General features: G+C 64.4%; 19 protein-coding genes. 6 read left to right on the top strand and 13 right to left on the bottom strand.

Going from position 1 to position 24,900, the window contains the following annotated elements; all coding sequences use genetic code 11:
• Positions 1 to 54 precede the first annotated feature (54 nt).
• Both PG897_RS12945 and PG897_RS12940 read left to right on the top strand, forming a co-directional pair.
• Positions 55 to 3,204, top strand: coding sequence for an efflux RND transporter permease subunit (locus PG897_RS12945; protein WP_201882284.1), 3,150 nt, complete (start codon positions 55 to 57; stop codon positions 3,202 to 3,204).
• A gap of 31 nt (positions 3,205 to 3,235) precedes the next feature.
• Entirely contained in the window at positions 3,236 to 3,598 is a 363-nt protein-coding gene (locus PG897_RS12940) for a copper-binding protein (RefSeq protein WP_201882286.1), read from the top strand.
• Between the two features lie 73 nt (positions 3,599 to 3,671).
• Here PG897_RS12940 and PG897_RS12935 read toward each other — a convergent pair whose 3' ends face one another.
• Both PG897_RS12935 and PG897_RS12930 read right to left on the bottom strand, forming a co-directional pair.
• Entirely contained in the window at positions 3,672 to 5,366 is a 1,695-nt protein-coding gene (locus tag PG897_RS12935) for a pyridoxal phosphate-dependent decarboxylase family protein (protein WP_201882288.1), read from the bottom strand.
• Between the two features lie 188 nt (positions 5,367 to 5,554).
• Positions 5,555 to 6,571 carry a lipoate--protein ligase A gene (locus PG897_RS12930; RefSeq protein WP_201882290.1) on the bottom strand — a complete coding sequence of 339 codons (1,017 nt, stop codon included), beginning with the start codon at positions 6,569 to 6,571 and terminating at the stop codon, positions 5,555 to 5,557.
• 437 nt (positions 6,572 to 7,008) lie between these two features.
• Here PG897_RS12930 and PG897_RS12925 point away from each other — a divergent pair, with 437 nt between their 5' ends.
• Complete coding sequence (locus PG897_RS12925) at positions 7,009 to 9,444, top strand: diguanylate cyclase domain-containing protein (protein ID WP_270829086.1); 2,436 nt, start codon at positions 7,009 to 7,011, stop codon at positions 9,442 to 9,444.
• A 69-nt stretch (positions 9,445 to 9,513) separates the two neighbouring features.
• Here PG897_RS12925 and PG897_RS12920 read toward each other — a convergent pair whose 3' ends face one another.
• Genes PG897_RS12920 through PG897_RS12900 form a run of 5 tightly spaced genes read right to left on the bottom strand, consistent with a single transcriptional unit; the run spans position 9,514 to position 14,964 of the window.
• Positions 9,514 to 12,699 carry an efflux RND transporter permease subunit gene (locus PG897_RS12920; RefSeq protein ID WP_270829084.1) on the bottom strand — a complete coding sequence of 1,062 codons (3,186 nt, stop codon included), beginning with the start codon at positions 12,697 to 12,699 and terminating at the stop codon, positions 9,514 to 9,516.
• Entirely contained in the window at positions 12,692 to 13,741 is a 1,050-nt protein-coding gene (locus PG897_RS12915; RefSeq protein WP_270829083.1) for an efflux RND transporter periplasmic adaptor subunit, read from the bottom strand. The genes PG897_RS12920 and PG897_RS12915 overlap by 8 nt, the downstream gene beginning before the upstream one ends.
• 36 nt (positions 13,742 to 13,777) lie before the next feature.
• On the bottom strand, positions 13,778 to 14,224 hold the full coding sequence (locus PG897_RS12910) for a YeeE/YedE family protein (protein WP_258116920.1): 447 nt from the start codon (positions 14,222 to 14,224) through the stop codon (positions 13,778 to 13,780).
• Between the two features lie 12 nt (positions 14,225 to 14,236).
• On the bottom strand, positions 14,237 to 14,650 hold the full coding sequence (locus tag PG897_RS12905) for a YeeE/YedE family protein (RefSeq protein ID WP_010633373.1): 414 nt from the start codon (positions 14,648 to 14,650) through the stop codon (positions 14,237 to 14,239).
• A complete protein-coding gene (locus PG897_RS12900; protein WP_206220442.1) occupies positions 14,650 to 14,964 on the bottom strand; it encodes an ArsR/SmtB family transcription factor in 315 nt (104 codons plus the stop codon). Before PG897_RS12900 ends, PG897_RS12905 begins: the two co-directional genes overlap by 1 nt.
• Before the next feature lie 88 nt (positions 14,965 to 15,052).
• Between PG897_RS12900 and PG897_RS12895 the strand changes: the two genes are divergently transcribed.
• From PG897_RS12895 to PG897_RS12885, 3 genes are all read left to right on the top strand, one after another.
• Complete coding sequence (locus tag PG897_RS12895; protein ID WP_005302992.1) at positions 15,053 to 15,238, top strand: YgaP family membrane protein; 186 nt, start codon at positions 15,053 to 15,055, stop codon at positions 15,236 to 15,238.
• Between the two features lie 425 nt (positions 15,239 to 15,663).
• Positions 15,664 to 16,038: a hypothetical protein gene (locus tag PG897_RS12890; protein WP_005302994.1), complete on the top strand. Its 375-nt coding sequence runs from the start codon at positions 15,664 to 15,666 to the stop codon at positions 16,036 to 16,038.
• Positions 16,039 to 16,229: 191 nt separating this feature from the next.
• A complete protein-coding gene (locus tag PG897_RS12885) occupies positions 16,230 to 16,958 on the top strand; it encodes an MgtC/SapB family protein (RefSeq protein WP_005302996.1) in 729 nt (242 codons plus the stop codon).
• Between the two features lie 61 nt (positions 16,959 to 17,019).
• On the opposite strand, the gene PG897_RS12880 is transcribed toward PG897_RS12885, so the two are convergent.
• The 6 genes from PG897_RS12880 to dnaJ form a co-directional block, all read right to left on the bottom strand.
• Complete coding sequence (locus PG897_RS12880) at positions 17,020 to 18,030, bottom strand: substrate-binding domain-containing protein (protein WP_017784837.1); 1,011 nt, start codon at positions 18,028 to 18,030, stop codon at positions 17,020 to 17,022.
• A 27-nt stretch (positions 18,031 to 18,057) separates the two neighbouring features.
• Positions 18,058 to 19,473 carry a glycoside hydrolase family 32 protein gene (locus tag PG897_RS12875; RefSeq protein WP_270829081.1) on the bottom strand — a complete coding sequence of 472 codons (1,416 nt, stop codon included), beginning with the start codon at positions 19,471 to 19,473 and terminating at the stop codon, positions 18,058 to 18,060.
• Positions 19,473 to 20,837: a sucrose-specific PTS transporter subunit IIBC gene (locus PG897_RS12870; RefSeq protein WP_270829080.1), complete on the bottom strand. Its 1,365-nt coding sequence runs from the start codon at positions 20,835 to 20,837 to the stop codon at positions 19,473 to 19,475. Before PG897_RS12870 ends, PG897_RS12875 begins: the two co-directional genes overlap by 1 nt.
• Before the next feature lie 81 nt (positions 20,838 to 20,918).
• Positions 20,919 to 21,875, bottom strand: coding sequence for an aminoimidazole riboside kinase (locus PG897_RS12865; RefSeq protein ID WP_270829098.1), 957 nt, complete (start codon positions 21,873 to 21,875; stop codon positions 20,919 to 20,921).
• Positions 21,876 to 21,990: 115 nt separating this feature from the next.
• Positions 21,991 to 23,481: a carbohydrate porin gene (locus PG897_RS12860; RefSeq protein ID WP_201882301.1), complete on the bottom strand. Its 1,491-nt coding sequence runs from the start codon at positions 23,479 to 23,481 to the stop codon at positions 21,991 to 21,993.
• A 263-nt stretch (positions 23,482 to 23,744) separates the two neighbouring features.
• Positions 23,745 to 24,887: a molecular chaperone DnaJ gene (dnaJ, locus tag PG897_RS12855; RefSeq protein WP_005303007.1), complete on the bottom strand. Its 1,143-nt coding sequence runs from the start codon at positions 24,885 to 24,887 to the stop codon at positions 23,745 to 23,747.
• Between the last annotated feature and the right edge of the window lie 13 nt (positions 24,888 to 24,900).

Below are 24,900 nucleotides of genomic sequence, written 5' to 3'. Positions count from 1 at the left end.
CCTTGAGTACAAACCCAACTTGCTGCCAGCCCACCGAATGAGAGGAGCCCAGTCATGATCCCTTCCATCATTCGCTGGTCCGTCGGCAACCGCTTTTTGGTGTTGCTGCTGACTGTCATGCTCACCGCCTGGGGGCTCTGGTCGGTCAAGCAGACCCCGGTGGACGCCCTGCCGGATCTCTCCGACGTGCAGGTGATCATCAAGACTTCCTACCCGGGCCAGGCGCCCCAGGTGGTGGAGGATCAGGTCACCTACCCGCTCACCACCGCCATGCTGGCGGTGCCGGGCGCGACCACGGTGCGCGGCTACTCCTTCTTCGGCGACTCCTTCGTCTATGTGTTGTTTGACGACAGCACGGACCTCTACTGGGCCCGCGCACGGGTGCTGGAGTACCTGAGCCAGGTGGCCCCCAATCTGCCCGCCGGGGCCCAGCCCCAGCTCGGGCCGGACGCCACCGGGGTGGGCTGGGTATACCAGTACGCCCTGGTGGACAAAACCGGCAAGCACGACCTGAGCGAACTCACCTCGCTGCAGAACTGGTTCCTCAAGTACGAGCTGCAGACGGTGAACGGCGTCTCCGAAGTGGCCACCGTCGGCGGCATGGTGCGCCAGTACCAGGTGCGGGTCGACCCGGACAAGCTGCGCGCCTACGGCATCCCGCTCTCCCTCATCGAGACCGCCATCAAGCAGGGCAACCAGGAGACCGGCGCCTCCGTCATCGAGATGGCGGAGGCGGAGTACATGGTGCGCTCGAATGGTTATTTGAAGAGCGTGGAGGACTTAAAACAGATTCCGCTTGGCACCAATGTGCGCGGCGCACCCCTGCTGCTGGGTGACGTGGCGGACGTAGTCACCGGCCCCCAGATGCGGCGCGGCATCGCCGAGCTCAACGGCGAAGGGGAAGTGGTGGGCGGCATCATCGTCATGCGTTACGGCGAGAATGCCCAGCACACCATAGACGGGGTCAAGGCGCGGCTGGCCGAGCTGAAATCCAGCCTGCCGGAGGGGGTGGAGATCGTCACCGTCTACGATCGCTCCGACCTTATCCAGCGCGCCATCGACAACCTCTCCGGCAAGCTGGTGGAGGAGTTCGCGGTGGTGGTACTGGTCTGTCTCGCCTTCCTGTTCCACCTGCGCTCGTCGCTGGTGGTGGTCATCACCCTCCCTATTGCGATTTTGACCGCCTTTATCGTGATGCATCTGCAGGGGATCAACGCCAACATCATGTCGCTCGGGGGCATCGCCATCGCCATCGGCGCCATGGTGGATGGCGCCATCGTGATGATAGAGAACGTCCACAAGCACATGGAGCGGGAGGCGCTCACCGACAAGAACCGCTGGCGCATCATCACCGAGGCGAGCATCGAGGTGGGCCCCGCCATCTTCTTCTCCCTGCTCATCATCACCATGAGCTTCTTGCCGGTGTTTGCGCTGGAGGCGCAGGAGGGGCGCATGTTCCACCCGCTCGCCTTCACCAAGACCTACGCCATGGCCGCCGCCGCCGCGCTCGCCATCACGCTGGTGCCGGTCATCATGGGCTATTTCATCCGCGGCAAGGTGTTGCCCGAGCAGGCCAACCCCCTCAACCGTGGCCTGAGCCAGGCCTATATCCCGCTGCTCAACGCCGTGCTGGCCCGCCCCAAGACCACCCTCGCCGCCGCCCTGGTGGTCACGCTCGCGGGCTTCTGGCCGCTCCAGCACCTGGGCTCCGAGTTCATACCGCCGCTCGATGAGGGGGACATCATGTACATGCCCACCACTGCGGCCAACATCTCGGTGGGCAAGGCGCGGGAGATTTTGCAGCAGACCGACAAGCTCATCCGCACCGTCCCCGAGGTGCAGAACGTGTTCGGCAAGGCGGGACGCGCCGACAGCGCCACCGACCCGGCGGATCTGGTGATGATGGAGACCAGCATCCAGCTCAAACCCCGGGATCAGTGGCGCCCCGGCATGACCCCGGAGAAGCTGAAAGAGGAGCTCGATTCCCTTATCCGCTTCCCCGGCCTCACCAACGCCTGGGTGCCCCCCATCAAGACCCGCATCGACATGCTGGCCACCGGCATCAAGACCCCGGTGGGGATCAAGATTGCCGGGCCTGACCTCAAGGTCATTCAACAACTTGGCCAGCAACTTGAGCAGATCGTCGGCAAGGTGGAAGGCGCTTCATCGGTCTACGCCGAGCGGGTGGCGGGCGGTCGCTATGTGAAGGTGGACATCGACCGGCTCAAGGCGGCCCGCTACGGTCTCAACATCGCCGACGTGCAGGCGGTGCTCGCCACCGCGGTGGGTGGCATGGAGGTGGGGCAGACCATCGAGGGGCGCGAACGCTACCCCATCAACCTGCGCTATCCCCAGAGCTATCGCGACTCGGTGGCCAGCCTCGAACTGCTGCCCCTGGTCACCCCCAAGGGGGAGCGGATCGCCCTGGCGGACGTGGCCCGGGTCTACATCAGCGACGAGGCGCCCATGCTGCGCAGTGAAAACGCGCGCCTCAACGGCTGGGTCTACGTGGACATCCGCGGCCGCGACATCGGCTCCTTTGTGGCAGAGGCCAAGGCCGAGGTGGGCAAGCAACTGGTGCTGCCACCGGGTTACGCCCTCAGCTGGTCAGGTCAGTACGAATACATGGAGCGGGCCATGGAGCGCCTCACCTACGTGGTGCCGCTCACCGTCGCCATTATCGTGCTGCTGCTCTATCTGGCGTTTCGCCGCTTCCAGGAGGTGTTGCTCATTCTCACCACTCTGCCGCTCGCGGTCGTGGGCGGGATCTGGACCCTCTGGCTGCTCGACTTCAACCTCTCGGTGGCGGTGGGGGTCGGCTTTATCGCCCTGGCCGGGGTGGCGGTGGAGACCGGGGTGCTGATGCTGGTCTACCTCAACCACGCCTGGGACGATCTGGTGGCCAGCGGCAAACCGGACCAGGCCGGCCTGCACCGGGCGGTGGTCCACGGCGCCGCCCTGCGCCTGCGCCCCAAGATGATGACGGTGGTCACCATCATCGCGGGCCTGCTGCCCATCATGTGGAGCCAGGGCACCGGCTCGGAGGTGATGCAGCGCATCGCCGCCCCCATGATAGGCGGCATGGTGACCGCCCTGGTGCTGACCCTGCTGGTGCTGCCCGCCGCCTATTACCTCTGGCGCAGCCGCACCCTGAAGACCCTCGACCACACGACTGCGCAGACGGATACCCAGACTGCACCCTGATCAACCGGACAACCCAAACAAGGAAACCAAGATGAACTACAAGACGCTGACCCTGACCCTGCTGCTGGGCCTTGCTACCCACACCGGCCTGCAGGCCGAGGAGATGATGAACCACGAAGGCCATGACATGAGCCAGATGGGTGACATGCAGCAGATGGAGGGAATGCAGGAGAGGGTGATGACCAAGGGAGTCATCAGCCGCATCGACGCGGCAAATGGCAAGGTGGGCATCAAGCACGAGGCCATCGCGAACCTCAAGATGCCCGCCATGACCATGGTGTTTCTGGTAGCCGACCCGGCCCTGCTCAAGGATCTGCAGGTGGGGGATGCGGTGCGCTTCCACGCCGAAAACCCGGCTGGCAAGCTGACGGTGACGGCTCTTCAGAAGCAGTAACCAGAACCAATAAAAAACGGCGGGATCATCCCGCCGTTTTGCTGTCCGGCTCTCTTTAAATACCGTGCGCCGCTCAGCCGCGGATATGGTCGATAAAGGCGTCGATCTGCTCGCGGCCGCAGGCCGGGTTCATAAAGACCGCCTTCTCACCGGCGATATAGGAGTACTTGCCGCGGGCGTCGTAGTCGGAGTGGGCGATGGCCTCCACCCAGTTGGTGTAGAGCCCCACCTTGCCACGCCCGGTAAACAGGCTGCGGTGATAGTCGGTGTTGCGCTGCAGGCGCGCCTTGTAGGCGGGGTCCGTGCTGCGCGCCAGCTCGAAGGCGAACTCGGCGTCGGGGTCCTGCACCCACTCGGGGTTGTAGATCTTGAAGCCCACGCTCGGCCCCTGATTCTCCTGCGCCACCAGCTTGACGTTGCCGAGCTGGCTTAACCGGAAGCGGAAGTAGTTGGCGTTTTGCAGGCAGTGGGCCAGCACGGTGCGATACCCCTCGACCCCCAGGTAGTTGAGGGCCGCATAGGCACCAAACAGACCGCTCGCCCCGCGGGAACACTCGATGGTGGACTGCAGGTGGGTCTGGCCCTGGATGTCCCGCTCGAAGTAGGAGAAGTTCTCCGGGTCGTTCTCCATCGCCTTGAGGTCATCCTGCTCTTTTATCATCACCAGGCTGGAGGTATAGGGCACATAACCCCACTTCTGGAAGTCGACGGTGAAGGAGTCGGCGTATCTGAGCTCGGCGAAGCGGCTCACGTTGCGCTCTATGCCCGCCAGAGTCGCGGCGTTGATGGCGAGCGGGTTAGCGGCAAAGTCGTAATCCAGGAAGAAGATCATCGACCAGCCGATGGCGGCATCCACGTGGATGTGCGGCTTGACCGCCACCTCGAACCGCTCGCAGAGGCGATCCCGCAGCTCGACCACGGGTCTCACCTGGTCCACCCCGAAGGTGTCGGTGGTGCCCATGGTGAGCATGATGGTGGGCACCACGTGCTTGAGGGCAAAGCAGGCGGTCAGGGTGCGCTCCAGATGGTCGAGATCGATGTCGTTGTTCTCGCCCACCTGGATGCGGATGGTCTTGTTCTCGATGTCGACCCCGAGCAGAGAGAGGTTGGTGATGTTGGAGTAGTGGCCGCCCTGGGAGTTGATGATGCGGTAATCCTGATAGTGGCCGAGCCCCTTGTGCTTGGCCTCGGGCAGGCTCTTGCGAATGCCGAGCAGGTAGCCATAGAGGTTACAAAAGGTCCCCCCCTGGGTGAAGATGCCGGTGGCGCGGGCCGGATCGTAACCCGCCAGCAGGGCAATCTGGCGCACCACCTTCTTCTCCAGCTCCTCAGCCACCCCGGCATACTCGGAGTAGACCAGGTTGGGGTTGGCGAGGATCCCCATCTGAGCGCCGTAGATAGCGGGATCCGCCGACATGGTGACCACGTTCTCGACGCTGGAGGGGTTCTCCCAGTCTTTGGAGAGGGCGCCGGCAAACAGCAGCTCCGCCATGGGCTCGCCCGGCGTGCGCATGGCTTGCGGCACCGGCATGGTCTCGCACAAGTCGGCGAGGCGGGCGCGACCATCGGGCCAGGCGTTCAGCCGCGCCGACGGGGCCAGGCCGCGGGCGCGAAACTCGTTGAGGGTGGCGAAGCCGGGTTCACGAAAGACCGGCCAGAGATCGGGGTTGCGCGAGAAAAAGTTGGCTTTGACTGTGGCAAAACGACGTTTGAATTCGGGGTGGATGGCGTTGACGCCTTCATCTTTCAAATAGACCAAGTCACTCATTTTTATACCATTAGTACAGCAAATGTGCTGCCCTTATACCCCTGGGTCGCCGTTTGAAACAGCGACAATATCTAATGGCCTCCCCTACTTTTTGTCATGCATGAGGGCGGACGGTGGCTGGCAAAAAGGCGCCTTTCGGGCGCCTCTTTTGATTTTGTGATCCACCCGCCCCAACGGCGAGAAAAGCGTCAGCGCAGCGATGCCAGCAACCAGCAGGAGAATACCTCCAGCTCGCTCTGCAGGGCCGGGAACTCGCCGCGCCACTGGCGCAGCAACTCGTCGATGGCCTCCACCTGATAAGCCACCCCGGGCAAGCGCGTGGCCAGCGCATCCAGCGGGGCCGGCTCCAGGCTGTCGCTGAAGATCTGCGCCCGCCCTATCACCCCCTTCTCCACATCGAAGTGCAGTTCCACCCCGCCCCAGCCGAAACGCTCGTCCAGCTGATGGGTAAACGCCGGGGCGTGGCCGAAGTTCCACTCCCAGCTGCGCTGGCGGGCGAAGGTCTCGGCAAAGCCGGGCAAGTCTGGCAGCCGCTCGGGGGAGATGTGCTCTGGCTGTACCCGCTCACCGTAGTGGCTGAAGAAGGCCTCGCACAGGGCCTGGCTCACCTGGCCATGGTCGATGCCCGGCAGCAGCTCGCCGAGGTTCGCCACCCGGCTGCGCACCGAGCTGATCCCCTTGGCCGCCAGCTTCTTGGGGTCGGGATTGAGGTAGTGGGCGAGCCGGCCGAGGTCTGCGTCCAGCAGCAGGGTGCCGTGGTGAAAGCCGCGATCATGGGTCTCCCGATAGGCCGAGCCCGACACCTTGCGATCCCCGTCCGGGGTCGCCACCAGCAGATCGTTGCGACCGGAGGCGAAAGCCTCGACTCCGAGCCGCTTGAGCGCGTCCAGCACGATGGAGGTGGAAATACTCTTGTCATACTCCGGCTTGCCCGCCATGAAGGTGAAGCAGCTGTTGCCAAGGTCGTGAAACACGGCGCCGCCACCGCTGCTGCGGCGAGCCAGGGTCACCCCGTCCTCTTCCATGCGGCGGGTATTGCATTCCTTCCAGGGGTTCTGGGCCCGGCCGATCACCACGGTATTGGCGTTGCGCCACAGAAACAGCACCCGCTGGTGCGGGTCCATCTGGCGAAAAATGCACTCTTCCACCGCCAGATTGAACAAAGGATCGTGGGAGTCGGACAACAACAGACGCAATCGGGACATGAGAAGGCCTCATCGGGATGGGAGAACCGCTATCATACCACCCGGGCAGCAAGGATCCGCTTCCCCCCTCCCGCCAATAATTGACTCATAACGCAATAATCGCAGTTTCGACACATTTCGACAGCAAGTTGAAAGTATCCCGTGATACGGCGACACAGACTGACGCATTGCGCTAAAAAGAGCCCAAACACTCGCGCTTATTGAGGTAATCGACAATCAAATACGACTAAAATGCGACCATTTTTATAGGTCATATGGCTCCGTAATTCTTCGCTTAATTGCCAAAAATAACGAGCAGGAAGGCCAAATGTGATGAATGACACAGAAATCATTTTTTCTGTTACGCATCCCCTGTTATAGCGCCCTTTCGCCCCCTTGCGGGCAACAAGGAATTGTTTGACTCTAGGACGGACCATCGTCTCCCGAGAGGAATGAGTATGAGCGTCGTAAATTCCTCCCTTCATCGCCTGCTCTGGTACCTGCCAATGCTTGGTTCGGCGATGTTTTGCGCCTTTTTTTCACCGCCGTCGAAGGCGGTGATTGACAAGGTGACAGTGCAGTTGCCCTGGCAACACCAGTTCCAGTTTGCCGGCTATTACGCGGCCCAGGCCAAGGGTTTCTATCGAGCCGCCGGTCTGGATGTCACGCTGCGACCCGCCATGACCGGCACCGATGTGGTCAACGAGGTGATGTCGGGCAATGCCCAGTTCGGGATCAGCGGCAGCGATCTGCTGCTGGCCCGCGCCAGCGGCCAGCCCATCGTGGTGCTGGCCTCCATGTTGCAGCACTCGCCACTGGTGCTGCTCACCCTGGAGCGACCCGACATTCGCCAGCCGGCGGATCTGGCGGGCAAGCGGCTGATGCTGGAGCCCGGCTCCCAGGAGCTGCAGATCTACCTCAACCGCCACACGCCACCGGAGAGCTGGATAAAGCAGCCCTACCGGCAGGGCTTGAAGGCATTGCTGGCGGGCAAGACGGATGCCATCAGCGCCTACAGCACCACCGAGCCCTTCTATCTGGCCAAGATGGGCATCCCCTACCGGGTGTTCTCCCCCCGCAGCATCGACTTCGACTTCTATGGTGACAACCTGTTCACCTCGGAACGCGAGCTGAACAGCCGGCCGGAGCGGGTCTATGCCTTCCAGCAGGCGACCCTCAAGGGGTGGCGCTACGCCATGGACAACCCGGCCGAGATGATCGACTGGATCGTGACCAACTACCCGAGCGGCGCCGGCCGTGATCTGCTGCAGTTCGAGGCCGACACCACCCGGGAGCTGATGCAGCCCGATCTGGTCGAGCCCGGTTACATGCAGCCGGAGCGCTGGCAGCAGATCGCCAGGAACTATCTCGACGCCGGTCTGCTGTCGGCCCTGCCCGACCTGGAGCACTTCCTCTACAACCCGGATAGGGAGCGGATCCGCCAGCAGCGCCAGCTGCTCGACAAGAGCGTGGCGGTGGCCATGCTGATCACCCTCTCCCTGCTGACCCTGCTCGGCATCTTCTGCTACCTCTATCTGCGCCTGCGCCAGGAGGCGCGCGGCCGACAGCGACTGACCCGCGAGCTGGCCCAGAGCGAGCAGCACTACCGCTTCGTGGCGGAGAACAGTGCCGACGTCATCTGGACCATGGACACCACCACCCTGCGCTTTCGCTATGTTAGCCCCGCCATCCAGCCGCTCAGCGGTTACGACCCCACCGATGTGCTCACCCTCCCCCTCAGGCAGCTTATTCCGGAGACATCCAGAAAGCAGCTGCGCGCCGAGCTGAGCGGCTCCCTCGCCGCCTGGCAGCGCGGCGATCACGAGCAGACCCGCTGTGTCATTCGTACCCAGCTGCGTCACAAGGAGGGACATCTGGTGGCCACCGAGACCATCACCACCCTGCATGGCAACGAGCAGGGCCAGCCCGATGCGATCCTCGGGGTCACCCGCGACATCACCGAGCGGGCCGCCAGGGAGGAGATGATGCGCCGGCTCGCCTTCTACGACCCGCTAACCAACCTGCCCAACCGCCGCCTGCTGCAGCAGCGGCTGAAGGAGGTCATGGAGGGCAAGGTGGCCCAACTCGCCCTGCTGTTCATCGATCTCGACCACTTCAAGCCGATCAACGACACCTTCGGTCATGAGACCGGTGACGTGCTGCTCAACATGGTGGCCGAGCGGATGCGCCACTGCGTGCGGGAGCGGGACCTGGTGGCCCGCCTTGGCGGGGACGAGTTCGTGATCCTGCTGCCCGATACCGGTGACGAGGCGCTGACGGTGGCCGACCACCTGCACCAGCGCCTGCGCCACCCGTTTCGCATCGACGAGGAGCAGGAGCTGCGCATCTCCAGCAGCATAGGGGTGGCCCTTTACCCGGAGCACGGCAGCGACCCCAAGACCCTGATGCACCACGCCGATCAGGCCATGTATCAGGCCAAGGGACGAGGGCGCGGCCGGGTCTGCCTCTATACCGCCGGACTGGATCCGGAACAGGGCTCGCTGGTGTGGCAGAGCAGCCACGAGTGCGGCCACCCGCGCATCGATGCCGAGCATCGCCAGCTGTTCGTGCTGACCAACCGGCTGCTGGAGCACATGAAGGATCACCAGGAGCACCCCGCCCTGTTTCTGGAGTGCATGGAGAATCTGTTCGACGTGGCACGCCACCACTTCACCTTCGAAGAGCAGGTACTGGCCGAGCTGGGTTACCCCGAGTTCACCAGCCACCAGCAAGACCACCAGCTGCTGCTGCAAAAGGCTGACCAGCTGATGACCGCCGCCAGGGCGGGCACCCTTGGCAACGACGAGTTGCTCAACTTCATCATTCAGGAGCTGGTGGTCGGCCACATGAGCCAGGCCGACCGGCGCTACTTCCCGCTGATGAAGGGGCGCTGAGCCCCGCCAGCCGGCATATCTCCTCCCTGAACGTGTGAAACGAGAAGGGCCACCCGGGTGGCCCTTCTGTCATTGTGCGCCCGGCACATCTGCCGTGCCCCCCTCCGCCCGGCGCGACATCAGGCTGTAGTAGAGCAGCGGGATCACCACCAGGGTGAGCAGGGTGGAGACCAGAATGCCGAAGATGAGGCTGATGGCCAGGCCGTTGAAAATGGGGTCATCGAGGATGAACAGGGCACCGATCATGGCCGCCAGCGCCGTCAGCAGGATGGGCTTGGCCCGCACCTGAGCGGCGCCGATCACTGCCTGCTCGAACGCCATACCGGCGCTGCGCTGCTGCTCGATGAAATCCACCAGCAGTATGCTGTTGCGCACTATGATCCCGGCCAGGGCTATCATGCCGATCATCGAGGTGGCGGTGAACTGGGCCCCCAGCAGGGCGTGGCCCGGCATCACTCCGATGAGAGTGAGCGGGATGGGGGCCATGATGATGAGTGGCACCAGATAGGAGCGGAACTGGGCCACCACCAGCAGGTAGATGAGGATCATCCCCACTCCGTAGGCAATGCCCATGTCGCGGAAGGTCTCGTAGGTGATCTTCCACTCCCCATCCCACAAGAGAGCCACCTCCCCCAGCTTGTCGGGCTGCTGCACGTAATACTGGGGCAAGTCGATATCGGCTCCGGCGGCAAACATGCCGTAGAGGGGGCTGTCGGCATGGCCCCCCATGTCGGCCACCACCATCACCATGGGCCGCATGTTCTTGTGCATGATATAGCTGGGAGCCACCTCGTCACGGCGGCTCACCAGCTCGGAGACACGGATGAGCTGGCCGCTCTGGCTGCGCACCTTGAGCGCCAGGATGCCGGCCAGATCCCGCTTGTCGCCGGAGGCGAGCTCGACACGGATCGGTACCGGGTACTTGGCGCCCTGACCATGCAGCCAGCTGGCATCCTGATAGCCCACGCCGCCATTGAGGGTGGCCACCAGATCGCCGAGATCGACTCCAAAGCGGGCCGCCTTGCTGCGATCCACCACCAGCCGCCACTTGGGATGGAGGTCGGTCAGATAGATGTCCACATCCACCAGATCCGCCGTCGCCACGAAGCGGGCCTCTACGGCGCGCGCCGCCGCTTCACGGTCAGCAGGCGTGGGGCCATACACCTCGGCGACGATGGGTGACCAGACCGGCGGGCCGGGGGGCACCTCCACCACTTTCAGGTTGCCGCCGGCTGCGGATGCGATGACCTGCAGCGGCGCCCGCACCGACTGGGCAATCTGGTGGCTGCTGCGATCCCGTTCATGCTTGTTCACCAGATTGACCTGGATATCCCCCACGTTGGCGCCGCTGCGGATAAAGTAGTGGCGCACCAGGCCATTGAAATTGATGGGGGCGGCGCTGCCGGCGTAAATCTGGTAATCCCGCACCTCGGGCACCCTGGCCAGCTCCCGACCCACCGCCAGCAGGGTGCGCTCGGTCTGCTCCAGGGTCGCCCCCTCCGGCATGTCGAGCACCAGCTGGAATTCCGACTTGTTGTCGAAGGGGAGCATCTTGAGCACCACCCACTGCACCATGGGCATGGCGGCGGCGCCCGCCACCAGCAGCAGGATGACCAGCCAGAGCTTGCGTCTCGCGCTCCTGGCGCCAGCGCCAATCAGGAAGGGGGTCATCAGTCGATGAAAGAGGCCGGCCCTGGCCTCGCCGTGGGCGACATCTCCCTCGCGCTTGAGCAGATGGCCCGCCAGCCAGGGGGAGAAGATAAAGGCCACCAGCAGGGAGATAAGCATCCCCATGCTGGCATTGATGGGGATGGGGCTCATGTAGGGGCCCATCAGGCCGCTGACAAACGCCATCGGCAACAGGGCCGCGATCACGGTCAGGGTGGCGAGTATGGTGGGGCCACCCACCTCGTCCACCGCCCCCGGAATGAGCTCCTTGAGGGAACCCTTGCCCAGGCCGCGATGGCGGTGGATGTTCTCCACCACGACTATGGCGTCATCCACCAGGATGCCGATGGAGAAGATCAGCGCAAACAGCGACACCCGGTTGAGGGTAAAGCCCCACGCCCAGCTGGCAAACAGGGTCAGTGCCAGGGTGATGACGATGGCAACGCCAACTACCAGCGCCTCACGCCAACCCATGCTCACCAGTACCAGCAGCACCACCGCCGTGGTGGCAAAAATCAGCTTGCCGATCAGGGTGTTGGATTTGGTCTCGGCGGTGACGCCGTAGTCCCGAGTCACCGTCACCTCGACCCCGGCAGGGATGAGCCGATTTTTGAGACTCTCGACCCGCGCCTCCACCCGCTTGGCCACATCGACCGCGTTCTGCCCCGGCTGCTTGCCGATAGCCAGGGTCACTGCCGGATAGCTCTGCTCCCCCTGCCCCATCCAGCTGCGCTGCACCGGGGTCTCCTCCCCAAGGGACACCTGGGCCACCTCGCCGAGGTAGACCGGCTTGCCATCGTGCAGGCCCACCACCAGCTCGCGGGCCTCCTGCTCGCTCTGCAGGAACTGCCCCACCTGCACCTTGATCTCCCGATTGTCCTGCACCACGGCCTGCTCGTTGCCCGCCTGGTTGGCGGCGGCGAGCCGCTGGTTGAGCTCACCCCAGCTGATGCCGTGGGCGCTGAGGGCGGCCGGATCTGGCATCACCCGCAGCACGGCGCGCTGGCCGCCCAGGCTGTAGATATCGCGGGTGCCGGGCAATCGCTTGAGCTCGGTCTCCAGCTCGTGGGCGACCCGGGTCAGCTCGGCGGCCCCCAGCTGCTTGCTCCAGAGCGTCAGGCTGACGATGGGCACATCGTCGATCCCCCTGGGTTTGACCAGCGGCTGGCCGACGCCAAGCCCCTGGGGCAGCCAGTCCCGGTTCGAGTCGAGCTGGTTGTTGAGGTCGACGATGGCCTGCTCGCGGCTCACCCCCACCTTGAACACCACCACCAGCAGGGCGCCGTCCGGGCGAGAGAAGGAGTAGAGGGTATCAATACCCTTTATCTGGGAGACCACCTGCTCGGCCGGGGTGGTGACGAGGGATTCGACCTCGGCGGGGCTGGCGCCCGGGAAGGGGATATAGACGTCGGCGAAGGTGACATCGATCTGCGGCTCCTCCTCCTTGGGGGTCACCAGCACCGCAAAGAGGCCGAGCAAGAGCCCCACCAGCGCCAGCAACGGGGTGATGGCCGAGCCCTGAAACAGGGCCGCCAACCGGCCGGCTGGCCCCAGTTTGTTCTTGCTGTCGTGAGCGTCGTTACTCATGGGCCACCGCCTGCTGGCGCGCCCAGCCATCCGGTGCCACCCGATCGCCGCTCTGGACGCCCGCCAGGATCCCGCACTGCCCTGCCTGGCAATGGCCGACCCGCACCGGCGTCAGCACCCAGCGCTCTCCTTCCTTCAGGTAGAGACCGCTGAACTCACCCTGCCTGAGCAGGGCCTGCTCCGGCACCTGCAGCAGCTGACGTTCGCCCTGTTTGAGCTGCACCTTGAGCCACATGCCGGGCAGCACCCCTGCCGTGCTCGGCGGCAGGTCGAGGCGCAGCCGAAAGGCGTGGCTCTGGCTGTCGGCATAGTTGAAGCGGGTCAGTTTGAGGGGGGTAACGGCCTTGCCATCCGGCAATAGCACCTGCGCATCCGACGGCTGGCCGGCGAGGGCCAGCGCGGACTGGGGCAGCTCCACCTCCACCCGCAGGGCATCAAGGGAAAAGCCCGAGAGCAGCGGCGTCCCTGGGGCCACAGTCTCCCCCAACTCCACCAGCCGCTTGGTGACCACCCCGGCGTAGGGGGCGAGGATGCGGGTATAGCCGTAGGCCTCCCGAGCCTGGGTGAGGGCCGCCTCGGCGGCGTTCACCTCGGCGCGGGCAGATCTGTCGCTCGCCAGGGCGCTGTCGAGCTGGGCGCGGGTGATCACCCCCTTGGCAATCAGCGCCTGGAAGCGGGCGAGCTGGCGCTCGGCTTCCACCTGCTGGGCCTGGGCCCGGGCCAGTCGCGCCTCGGCGCCGGTCACGGCGGCAAACTGCTCCTTGCCGCTGATCTCGAGCAGGGGCTGTCCGGCCACCACCTCATCGTTCACATCCACCAGCATGCGGGAGACCCGACCGCCAGTCTGGGCCGCCACCGTCCCCTGATGGATGGCACTGACGGTGCCATCCAGAGTGAGCCAGTCGGTCACCTGACGGGGAGCCAGTGTCAGGGCCGCCTCGCCATTCGTCTCGGCAGACCATGCCGTCGACAGCGTCATGGGAGAGACAAGCGCAGAGGTCACGGCCAGCAGAATGGCCCCCGGCAAGCGGATCGGTTCCATGATAGTTCTCCTTCCCCGGCAGCGGGGGCAATCCATTCAGGCGGAGCGGGCGTGGCAGCGCTTCTCCCGCACCTTCACCAGGACCCGATCAACCAGCAAGATCCCGGCCACCATGGCGGCTACGAACAACAATATCATGGGCTGGCCACTGGAAATGAGACTCAAGGCAGGCCCCGGACAGATCCCCACCAATCCCCAACCTATACCGAACAGGGCAGATCCCCCGACGAGACGGCGATCCAGCTTGGGGGCTGGCACCACAGCCATGGGCTCTCCCAGCAGGCTCAGGCGCCGCGGCTTCACCAGCAAGAAATAACCCGGCATGAAGACCAGCAGGGCGCCCCCCATCACGAACCCCAGGCTGGGATCCCAGGCGCCGGCCAGATCGAGAAAACCGGTGACCCGGGCGGGGTCTATCATGCCTGAGATGGCCAGACCCAGACCAAACAGCAAACCGGCGAGCAGACTTGTCAACAAGGTCATCGCAATAGCCTCCTAGAAGAGATGATGAGTCAGAAACACGGTCAGCACACCGGTTGCCATGAAGGTGAGGGTCGCCACTATGGAGCGCACGGAGAGCCGCCCCATGCCACAGATGCCGTGGCCGCTGGTACAGCCATTGCCAAAACGCGTGCCGATGCCCACCAGCAGACCGGCCAGCAGCACCAGCGGCCAGGCGGGCAGCGCGGTGAATGCAGGCATGCTGGCCCAACCCAGCGTCAGTGCCAGCCAGGCTCCCGCTCCCAACCCCAGCAGGAAGAGCAGTCGCCACGGCGCTCTGTGTTGCAGCGCACCGGCCAGGATGCCGCTGATCCCGGCCACCCGGCCGTTGCACAGCATCAGGATCAGGGCCGCGAGCCCCACCAGCATGCCTCCCCCCAGGGAGAGCAGCCATTGGCTTTCCATCATCAAGATTCCTTATTTTCTGAGTGACAAAAATGGGTTTGCAGCGCCGCCAGCACATCGACGGCAGCCTCGCTCACCAGCGAGTAGTAGATCTGCTGGGAGACCTTGCGCGAGCGGACAAGACCCTGGCGCTTCAATACCGACAGTTGCTGGGAGAAGGCCGACTGGCCAAGCTGGCTGCGGGCCAGCAGCTCCCCGACTCCCTTCTCCCCCTCCACCAGCTGACAGAGCACCATCAGGCGTTCGGGATGAGCCAGCGCCTTGAGCAGGGAGGCGGCGGCCGTCGCGTGTCTGTTCATCTCGTCGAATTGGCTCATGGGAGTAAATTAGCAATTGCTGATATTTGGTTCTATTGTATAAAGTGACACTAAATTAGCAATATCTAAATTAACTAAGGAGAAGGTCATGACAGTAGAAAACGGAGTAAGAGTGGTCGCGGGCTGCATGTTGCTGCTGTCGCTGCTGCTCACCGCCTGGGTACACCCGGGCTTTGTCTGGCTGAGCGTCTTTGTCGGGGTCAACCTGATCCAGAGCGCCTTCACCGGCTTCTGCCCGGCCGCAATGATCCTCAAACGGCTGGGGTTGAAATAGCGGCGCGCCAAGGTAGAGAAAAACCTGCCATCTGAGGCGGGGTGAGGGGGCGGGGCATCTCGCCGCCCTCTTATGGCCACAGAGGTAGCCAGCCGGCCCCAACTATTGACGAACTTGTATCTAAATGTTGCTAAATGGGCGATGAGGCTTTACCCCACCGCTCTGGATGAGTACCATCAGGCCGTCCATCAACAGCGGAGACCATCAGTGGGCAACTCATCAAGTGACAGTTGTAGACCGACCCTCGTCGTCGGTCCCCGGGTCGCGAGCTAGCCGCAGGTCATCCTCTGCCGCATGCTCGCAGCCCTGCGAGAAGCGGAAATCCACTCCCCTCTTCTCTTTTTACACTTGACGTCTGGTGACCATTGGCCAAAAGCCATGGCCGCCATGCCTGCATAGTTTCTGCTTCCCACAAGGAGGCTGCTATGCGTTTTATTTCAACCCTGTCCGTAACCAACCGGACTCACCCCCTGCTGAGCAGACTGGGGCGCGGCCTGTTGCCGCTCTGGCTGCGTGGCAAGGAGCGCCAGCACCACTACCGGCTGCAGATCCGTTGCGAGGATCGGGCCGACATGGAGCAGGTGCTGGATCTGGTGAACCACACCCTGCAACCGGCGGGCCTGCACCCCCTGCAGTCCCTGCGACCCGGTCGCAGCGGCGGGCGGGAGCTGGTGCTCAATCTGCACTGCACCCCGCCCCAGCGGCGCTATCTGGTGCAGTTCGTGCACCAGGTAGGGGTACATCACCCGGTCCGCTGGGAGCTGCATCCCCGCCGCGACCCTGAACCGGCGCTCAATTGAGCAAGCCATAACCGGGGCCAGCCACGCTGGCCCCTTTCAATCCGTTTCGCAGCCCAGCCCGCCATCCAGCATGGCCGGGCCGGGCTTTCCGTGCGTTTTTTTGATGAGGTGGTGGCCTTCACGCACGGGGAGCAGACAAGGGAACCCTCGCTCGCCTTCAGGAAGGCCATCTGCAACAGAAGGAGTACGCCATGAGAATGTGGCAACAATTGGACATGATTTCCCTGCTCGACACCCTGGCCAGCCTGCTGCTCGCCTTCGTGCTCGGCAGTCTGGTGGGGCTGGAGCGTCAGTACCGCCAGCGTACCGCGGGCTTGCGCACCAATGTGCTGGTGGCGGTGGGCGCGGCCCTGTTCGTCAACCTGGCCCAGCGTATCTATGACCTGCACGGCGGCACCTACGGGGTAGTGCACGTGGTGGCCTACATCGTCTCCGGCATCGGTTTTCTCGGCGCCGGCGTCATCATGCGCGAATCCGGCAACATCCGCGGCATCAACACCGCCGCCACCCTGTGGGGAGTGGCCGCGGTCGGTGCCGCCAGCGGGGCCGGGCTGGCCATGGAGGCGATCCTCGGCGCCCTGTTCGTGCTGGCCGCCAACACCCTGCTGCGCCCGCTGGTGAACCAGATCAACCGCCGCCCGGTGGACAACACAGACACAGAGGTGACCTACCGGGTGACCGCCCTCACCCAGCGCGAATACCAGAAGGAGGTGCTGCACTGGCTGGAAGAGATGCTGGAGCAGGCCAACTATCCGCTGAGCGAGCTCGACATCGAGCCTTTTGGCGAGCGGGATCTGGAGATCTCGGCGGTGCTGCTGGCCACCTCCATCGATGGCGACGAGCTGGACGCCCTGATGGTGAAGCTCGGCATCCACCCTCACATCAAGCAGGTGTTCTGGCGCGCCAGTACCACGGATTGAGGCAAGCCCTCGCCCCACAGCAAAAAGCCCCGCACTGGCGGGGCTTTTTCATCTTTTCGGGTTAGCGGCGGCTGCGCCAGCGCACCCTGGGGGGGATGACCTGGGCGGTCTGGGTGGGGGGATTGCCCGCGATAAGTTGTTGCATCAGTTCGAAGGCGGCGCGAGCCAGGGCCGGGCAATCCTGGGCCACCGAGTCGATGCGCATGGGGATGCAGTCGAGCAGGTCGTGGTCGTCGAAGGTGCACAGCCGCATCCCTGTCTCCATCAGCCCCGCCTCGTTGAGGTAGCGCAGCACCCCCTCGAGCAGGGTGAAGGAGGCGGTGAAGAGCCCCTTGGGCGGTGCCCCGAGCTCGGCCACCAGCTCGGCCATCAACTGATAACCCGAGCTTGGCTGGTAGTCACGGTGACGGACCCGGTCTGATGTGGCCTCCAGCCCGGCGCGGTGCAACCCCAGCTCGTAGCCCGCCAGCCGGTGGCGGCTGGGGGAGAGATCCAGCAGGCCGCCGAAGTAGTAGATCTCCTCCCCGCAGCCGGCCGCCATGTCCTGCACCAGCTCGGCGGTGGCCTTGCAGGCATCCGAGATCACCATGGGCAGGCGCGACTCGCCGATGTGGCGGTCGAGCTGCACCACCGGCAGACGGTCGTGGATGCGAGCATAGATGTCGTCGCTGTGGCCGCTGGAGGCGACAATGAGGCCGTCCACCTGGCGGCTGATGAGGTTGTCCACCACCCGCTGCTCCAGGGTGGGGTCATCCTCCGAGCAGGCAATGAGCAGCTGGATCCCCGCCTCCCGGCAGTGGGCCTCAAGGGCCCGGGCGATGCTGGCGAAACCAAAGTTGGTGAGGTCGGGGATGACGAGTCCCCAGGTGTAACTGCGCGCAGCCCGCAGGGAGCGGGCATGGATGCTCGGCTGGTAGTGGCACTCGTCCGCCACCGCCTGGATCCGCTTGCGGGTATCGTCGGCGATGCGGTACTCCGCACTCTTGCCGTTGAGCACCAGGCTGGCGGTGGCCTTGGAGACCCCCGCGAGCGTGGCTATCTGGGCAATCGTGATCCGTTTCTTCTTCTCCACCTGACCTCCCGGCAAACTGACACCGGGCTATTGTACAAGGCAGGCCGCCAGCGGCCAGTGATCGAGGCAAATTTTGCTGTCGTTACCGTCACAACGTGCGGAAAGTATTGGGTTTTCACCGGGGAAGTAGCGGGTCGACAGGGTCTGGCGACCGCCATCCACGAAACACTCCAGGCTGGAGCTGTCGCACAAGACGGTGATGCTCCCCCCAAGCCAGGGGCAGCATCGCTCCTCCCACTCCCCGCTCTGCCAGTTCTGGCGGCGCAGGACAAGACGCCCCGGCTGCCACACCAGCTCGGCCACGGCGCCAAACCCGAGACGCCCCTCCCCGCTCAAGGCCAGGTCCAGCCAGGCCGAGTCGATGGCCAGGGCTGGCAGCTCGCCCGGCGCCCCCTCGAAGCGGGTCGGCTCCCCCTTGAGGGCTGAAATCTCCGCCACCGGCCGCTGGCAGAACCAGTCGTCCTGCCAGAACAGCTCCCGCGGGCAGCTCATCTGGTGGATCCAGCCATGCTCGAGGGTCGGCTGGCTCATCTCATTCTCCTCCGGCAGCCCCAGCCAGGCAAACAGCAGGCGGCGCCCCTGGCTGTCCTGGGTGGTCTGGGGGGCATAGAACTCGAAGCCCCGGTCCAGCTCGTGGAAGGCACCGTGCTCGAACTGAGTGCCATCGAAGTGGCCCGCCAGCCAGCCGCACTGGTAGAGGTTGCGATAATCCTCCCCTTGGGGCGCTATGCCCTGAGGGCAGCTGATCAGTACATGGCGCTCACCAAGTGCAAACAGATCCGGGCACTCCCACATATAGCCGAACTCGCCGAGGCCCCCGCGCCCGCTGCCGGCGATGGGGCCGACCAGCGTCCAACCATCCAGCGCGTCGCCGCGATAGAGCAGCACTTCCCCCTTGTCATCCAGGGTGCGGGCCCCCAGCACCATCAGCCACTGCCGGCCGTCGTGCCACACCTTGGGGTCGCGCACGTGGCCGCTGTAGCCTGCGGGCAGATCCAACACGGGCCCCAGCTTGGCAAAGCCCCCCATGCCGTCGGCGCGGGCCAGGCACTGGTAGGCGGTGCGGCTGCCGTCCGGGTACTTGACGTTGCCGGTGTAGATGAGAGTCAGGCGCCCCTGCTCGTCGCTCACCGCCGAGCCGGAGTAGCAGCCGCTCTGCTCGTAGGGCTCGATGGGCAACAGGGCCGGCGGCTCGTGCTGCCAGTGCAGCAGATCGCTGGAGGTGACGTGACCCCAGCCTTTGTTGGCGTGTGCGCAACCCAGCGGGTTCCACTGGTAGAAGAGGTGATAACGCCCGCCGTGCTCGATAAAGCCGTTGGGGTCGTTGAGCAGCCCCACCGGGGCTGCCAGGTGCCAGTGGGGCCGATGGGGATCGGCCGCCGCCTTGAGCTGGCCGGCCAGCAGGGACCGGACAACCTGTTTGAGGAGATGGCTTTCCTTCATCACTCCACCTTGTACTTGAGCAGGTAGGAGGCGGCGAAGGCGGCGCCAAAGGCGATCACCAGGCCGATGACGTAGTGGATAAGGCTCATGGGCTGGACGATGGCCATGCCCGGGATGCCGGTCAGGCCCACCGCCGTCATGCCGACCTTGGCCGCCACCACGTAGGCACCGCCGCAGGCCCCGCCGAACAGACCGGCCAGGAAGGGCTTGATGTAGCGCAGGTTGACCCCGAAGATCGCCGCCTCCGTGATGCCGAGCAGGCAGGACATGGCCGCTGGCACCGTGATGGCCTTGATCTTCACGTCCCGGGTCTTGAAGTAGACCGCGAGACAGGCGCCGCCCTGGGCCACGTTGGCCATGGCCCAGATGGGCAGCAGGAAGTTGACGCCGATGGCCGGGTTCGCCAGCAGGCCCGCCTCGATGGCGTGGAAGCTGTGGTGGATGCCGGTGATGACGATAAGCGAATAAGTACCGCCAAACACCAGACCCGCCAGCCAGCCCGCCTGCTCATAGAGGGCGCTCAAGCCGAACGAGATGCCATCCCCCAATACCCGACCTGCCGGGCCGATAAAGAGCAGCGCCACGAAACCGGTGATGATGACGGTCAGGAACGGGGTGAGGATGAGATCCAGGGCGTTAGGGACGCGCCTTCTCAGCTGTTTCTCCAGGTGAGACATGAACCAGACCGCCAAGAGCACCGGGAAGACGGTGCCCTGATAGCCGATCATGGCCACGTCCAGCCCGAAGAAGTCCATGGTCTTGAAGCCACCGGCCACCCCCCAGGCGTTGGTCAGGGCCGGGTGGGTGAGGATGCCGCCGAGGGTCGCCCCGAGGTACGGATTGCCGCCAAACTCCCGCGCTGCGGTGAACCCGATGAGGATCGGCAGGATGACGAAGGCCGCCGAGCTGAACATGTCCAGCATGATGAACAGCGCGCTGTCGGCATTGACCCAGCCATAGGTGCGCACCATGCCGAGCAGCCCCATCAGCAGGCCGGAGGCGACGATGGCCGGAATGATGGGCACGAAGATGTTGGATAGCGTCCGCGCCAGGCGCTGGGCCACGTTGAGCTTGGCCGCCGCCAGGTCGGTCAGCTCCGCCTTGCTGGCGGTGCCGGCGCCGGTCAGCGCTACGAACTCCGCATGGACCTTGTTGACCAGGCCGGTGCCGAAGATCACCTGGATCTGGCCGGCGTTGCTGAAGCACCCCTTGACCCCCTCCAGCTTGTCGATGGCGGCCTTGTTCACCTTGCTGTCGTCCGCCAGCACCAGCCGCAGCCGGGTGGCGCAGTGGGCGGCGCTGACGATGTTCTCCTTGCCCCCGAGCAGGGGCACAAGATCCTTGGCTATCGCACTGATATTCATATTCTTCCTCTTATGGCCCGCCGTCGGCAGGCCCGTGTCACATGAGAGTAGGGTCTGTCGACCCGCGGTTCTAGCCGCGGATCAACAACCGCTTGCCCCCGATCGCAAAAAGGCATCCAGTTCGGTGCGACTCGGCAGCGCCGTCATCGCCCCCTTGGCGGTGGTGGCCAGCGCCCCGCAGCCGTGGGCCCGGGCCAGGATGGCAGGCAACTCATCCAGAGCGGGCAGCGAGGTCCGTTCGGCCAAGGCCGCCAGCAGGCCGGCGACGAAGGCATCCCCCGCCCCCGTGGTGTCGATGGGCGTCACTTTGGGCCCCACCCACTCCAGCAGCTCGCCGCCGAGACGAGCCACCACGCCCCCCGCCCCCCGGGTCACCAGCACCAGGGCCGGGCCTGAAATGGTGGCGAGCCCCGCCGCCAGATCGTCCAGACCGCTCAGCAGTTGCAGCTCCTCCAGCGAGAGCTTGACCACGTCCGCCTGCGCAATGGCCTCGCGCACCACGGACAGCATCTCGGCCGGGTTGCCCCACACCTCGGACCTCAGGTTGGGGTCGAAGCAGACCCGCCCCCCGACGGCCCGGATGGTCGCCATGGCTTGCAGGCAGCTGCCACGCACCGGCTCGTTGGCAAGCGCAATGGAGCAGGTCAGCAGCCACTGCCCGGCCTGGAAGACCGGCAGATCGGCGGGGGTCAGGAACTGATCCGCGCTGGGCCTCACCATAAAGGTAAAGCTGCGCTCCCCAGCCTCATCGAGCTCCACCAGCACCGTGCTGGTGCGATAGGCCGGATCCTGGATCAAGTGATGGGTGTCGACTCCTTCGCTGGCCAGGGTGTCGGCCATAAAGCGGCCGAAGGGATCCGCGCCAACCCGACCGATAAAGGCCGACTCACCGCCAAGCCGGGCCACCCCGACCGCCACGTTGGCCGGCGCGCCGCCCGGACACCTGAGGTAGTGCTGCTCCCCTTCCGGGATCAAGTCCACCACCGCATCCCCCATTACCCACACACGATTCGTCACCTTGCTACTCCACTGCTGCATCGGATCGACTGTCAAACCCGGACTCTGTTTTGTTGGCTGGCATTATCAGCTAAACCGTTTTAGCCAACCAACAGATCCCGACGCCGACTGCCATTTTTGTGATCGGGATAACGAACTAGAACCAGGTTTCCATCTGCACGCCAAAGTTCCACTCACCGCCGGCGGTGAAGTTGCTCTGGCCCATGGCATCGGTGCTGGCGTAGTTGTCAAGCTCGGAGGACCAGTCCATCCAGGTGGCGAATACCCGCAACTCGGGCCGCTCGAAGAAGCCGGCGGTCTGCGCCTTGAAGGTGGGGGCGAAGGTGAGCTTGGTGAAGTCGCCGCTCACCGCCTGACGCCCCTTGTAGCCCTTGGGATCGAGATCCATGTACTGCCAGGTGGCCTCGTAGACCAGCTCGACGTTCTGGCTCAGCACCTGGGCCAGCCGGCCATTAAGGGTCACCCAGCGGTACTCGTCCCCCTTCACGTAACGGTCCTTGCTCTGCTCGGCCAGCAGGGCCGGGGCGACACGCCAGCGCGGACTGAGATCCGTGGCGCCAAACACGGCGACCCGCACCGCATCGGCGTCCGCCAGCAGCTCGCTGTCGGAACCCAGCCCCTTGAGTTCGGCACCCAGGCCGTGGCCATACAGCACGGCCGCCTTGGAGAAGCCGGGGTTGATGCCAAAGAAGCTGTCGGCGTGGTAGGCCAGCAGGGTGTGCGCCCCCTTGTTCGCCGCCTCGCTGCCAGCGCCACCGTCGTTGATGCGCGCCTCGTTGTCCTTGGCCGACAGGCCGTTCACCATCCACTGCCAGTTGCCGACGCGGTTGTTCATGGTGAGGATGTAGCTCTCGATGTCGGAGAGGCCGCTCGCACTGATGTCGCCGTAGTCGCGCCCGTAGAGGGAGAAATTCGCCTTCCAGCTGTCGGCCAGCTGCACGTCGTAGACGCCGCCGCCGGTGCCGGCCAGGAACAGCACGTCCGAGTCAAGCCAGTGGATGTCGAAGTTGTCCCGGTCAAAGCGCTTGCCCGCCCACAGCACAGCATGCTTGAAGGGACCGTCGAAGCTCGCCAGATCGCCGATCTCGGCAAATACCTGGCGGGTGTTGAGGCTGGAATCGCTGGCGGTCCAGTCGTTGCTGGTCTCCACCCCGTCCGCCAGCATCAGCTTGTAGCGGGCCCAGCTGCCATCGGCGAAGGTCTGGGTCTTCAGCAGGTTGGCCTCCATGTAGGTGTCATCCTCGTTGCCAAGGCGACCCACGGCGCCCCCCACCGAGCCGGCCGGGGTGATGTAGGGGCCGCCGCGACCGCCGTTGCCATTGCCGTTGACCAGCAGGCCCGAGCGGGCATAGCCGTGGAACTCGAAGCCCTGGGCCCCGGCGGTCTGCTTGTCCACCTTCTCGCTCTGGGCCTTGGCCACCACGGCCGTCTCGCGGGCTTCGTTTGCCTTGCTCTGGGCCTCATCGGCCCGCGCTTCGGCAGCGGTGGCGCGCGCCTCGGCCGCCTGCACCCGTGCCTCCAGCGCCGCCAGACGGGCCTCGATACCGCCATCCGCCGCCCACAGCGGGCTGCTCATCCCCAATCCCAGCGCTACCGCCAGCGCCAACTTGTGCTTGCACATCGTCATCGTCCTCACCTGTCATCTGTCGCCCGGTCGGGCCTGTTGTTATCGACGAAGAGAGCATAGCTAAACCAATTTAGCTAACTCAATACATCAGCTAAACCGTTTCAGCTCAAGTGTGAGCGGGATAACATTCGTACAGCAGGAATTGGCGGAAGTTGTGAGGAAGATCCCTCATCGGGATCCACTCAATAAGCGGGGATCTTGCTAAAGCTGGGGCAAAAAAAGAGCCGGCACAGGGCCGGCTCTTGATATCAGGGTCGCGAACATCAGCTGGTCAGATCGTCGAAGAAGCGTTTCACCCCTTCGAAGAAGCCTTCCGATTTCGGCTTGTGAGTCTTGGCGGCGGCACCGCTGAAGGATTCGTCCAGCTGGCGCAGCAGCTCTTTTTGCTGCTCGGTCAGCTTGACCGGAGTCTCCACCACCACCTTGCACATCAGATCCCCCACCTGGCCGGAACGCACGGACTTGACGCCCTTGCCCCGCATGCGGAACATTTTGCCGGTCTGGGTCTCAGGGGTGACCTTGAGCTTGACCCGGCCATCCAGGGTCGGCACTTCGATCTCGCCGCCGAGGGCAGCCGCGGTGAAGCTGATGGGCACTTCGCAGTAGAGGTTGTTGCCGTCACGCACGAAGATCTCGTGCTCCTTGACGTGCACCTGTACGTACAGATCGCCCGCCGGTGCGCCGGCCTCCCCCGCTTCCCCTTCGCCGGAGAGACGGATGCGATCGCCGGTGTCGACGCCAGCCGGGATCTTGACCGACAGGGTCTTGGTCTTCTGGTAGCGACCTTCGCCATGGCACTTGCGGCACGGATCCTTGATGATCTTGCCGCGGCCGTGACAGTGGGGACAGGGTTGCTGCACCGCAAAGAAGCCCTGACGCATCTGCACCTGGCCGGAGCCGTGGCAGGTCGGGCAGGTCTGGGCAGAGCTGCCGGTGTGAGCACCGGAGCCGTTGCACACTTCGCAGTGGACCAGGGTCGGCACCTTGATCTCCTTGGAGACCCCGCGCACCGCCTCTTCCAGAGTCAGCTCCATGGTGTAGCGCAGGTCGGAGCCACGGGCCGGACCGCGACGGCCACCACCACGGCTGCCACCGAAAATATCGCCAAACACGTCGCCGAAGATGTCGCCGAAATCGGCGCCACCGCCAAAGCCACCGTGGCCACCGCCACCCTGGCTCTGATCCACGCCGGCGTGGCCGTACTGGTCATAGCGGGCACGCAGGTTGGCATCGGTCAGGATCTCGTAAGCTTCCTTGACCTCTTTGAACTTCTCTTCAGCACCGGCATCCCCCTGGTTGCGATCAGGGTGATACTTCATGGCCAGACGCTTGTACGCCTTCTTGATCTCGCGCTCGTCGGCATCTTTCGATACCCCCAGCACTTCGTAGAAATCGCGCTTCGACATACTTATCCTGTTG

This window comes from Aeromonas sp. QDB20, from assembly GCF_027707805.1.
GTDB lineage: Bacteria > Pseudomonadota > Gammaproteobacteria > Enterobacterales > Aeromonadaceae > Aeromonas > Aeromonas dhakensis.
This window is presented reverse-complemented; position numbering and strand designations above follow the sequence as displayed.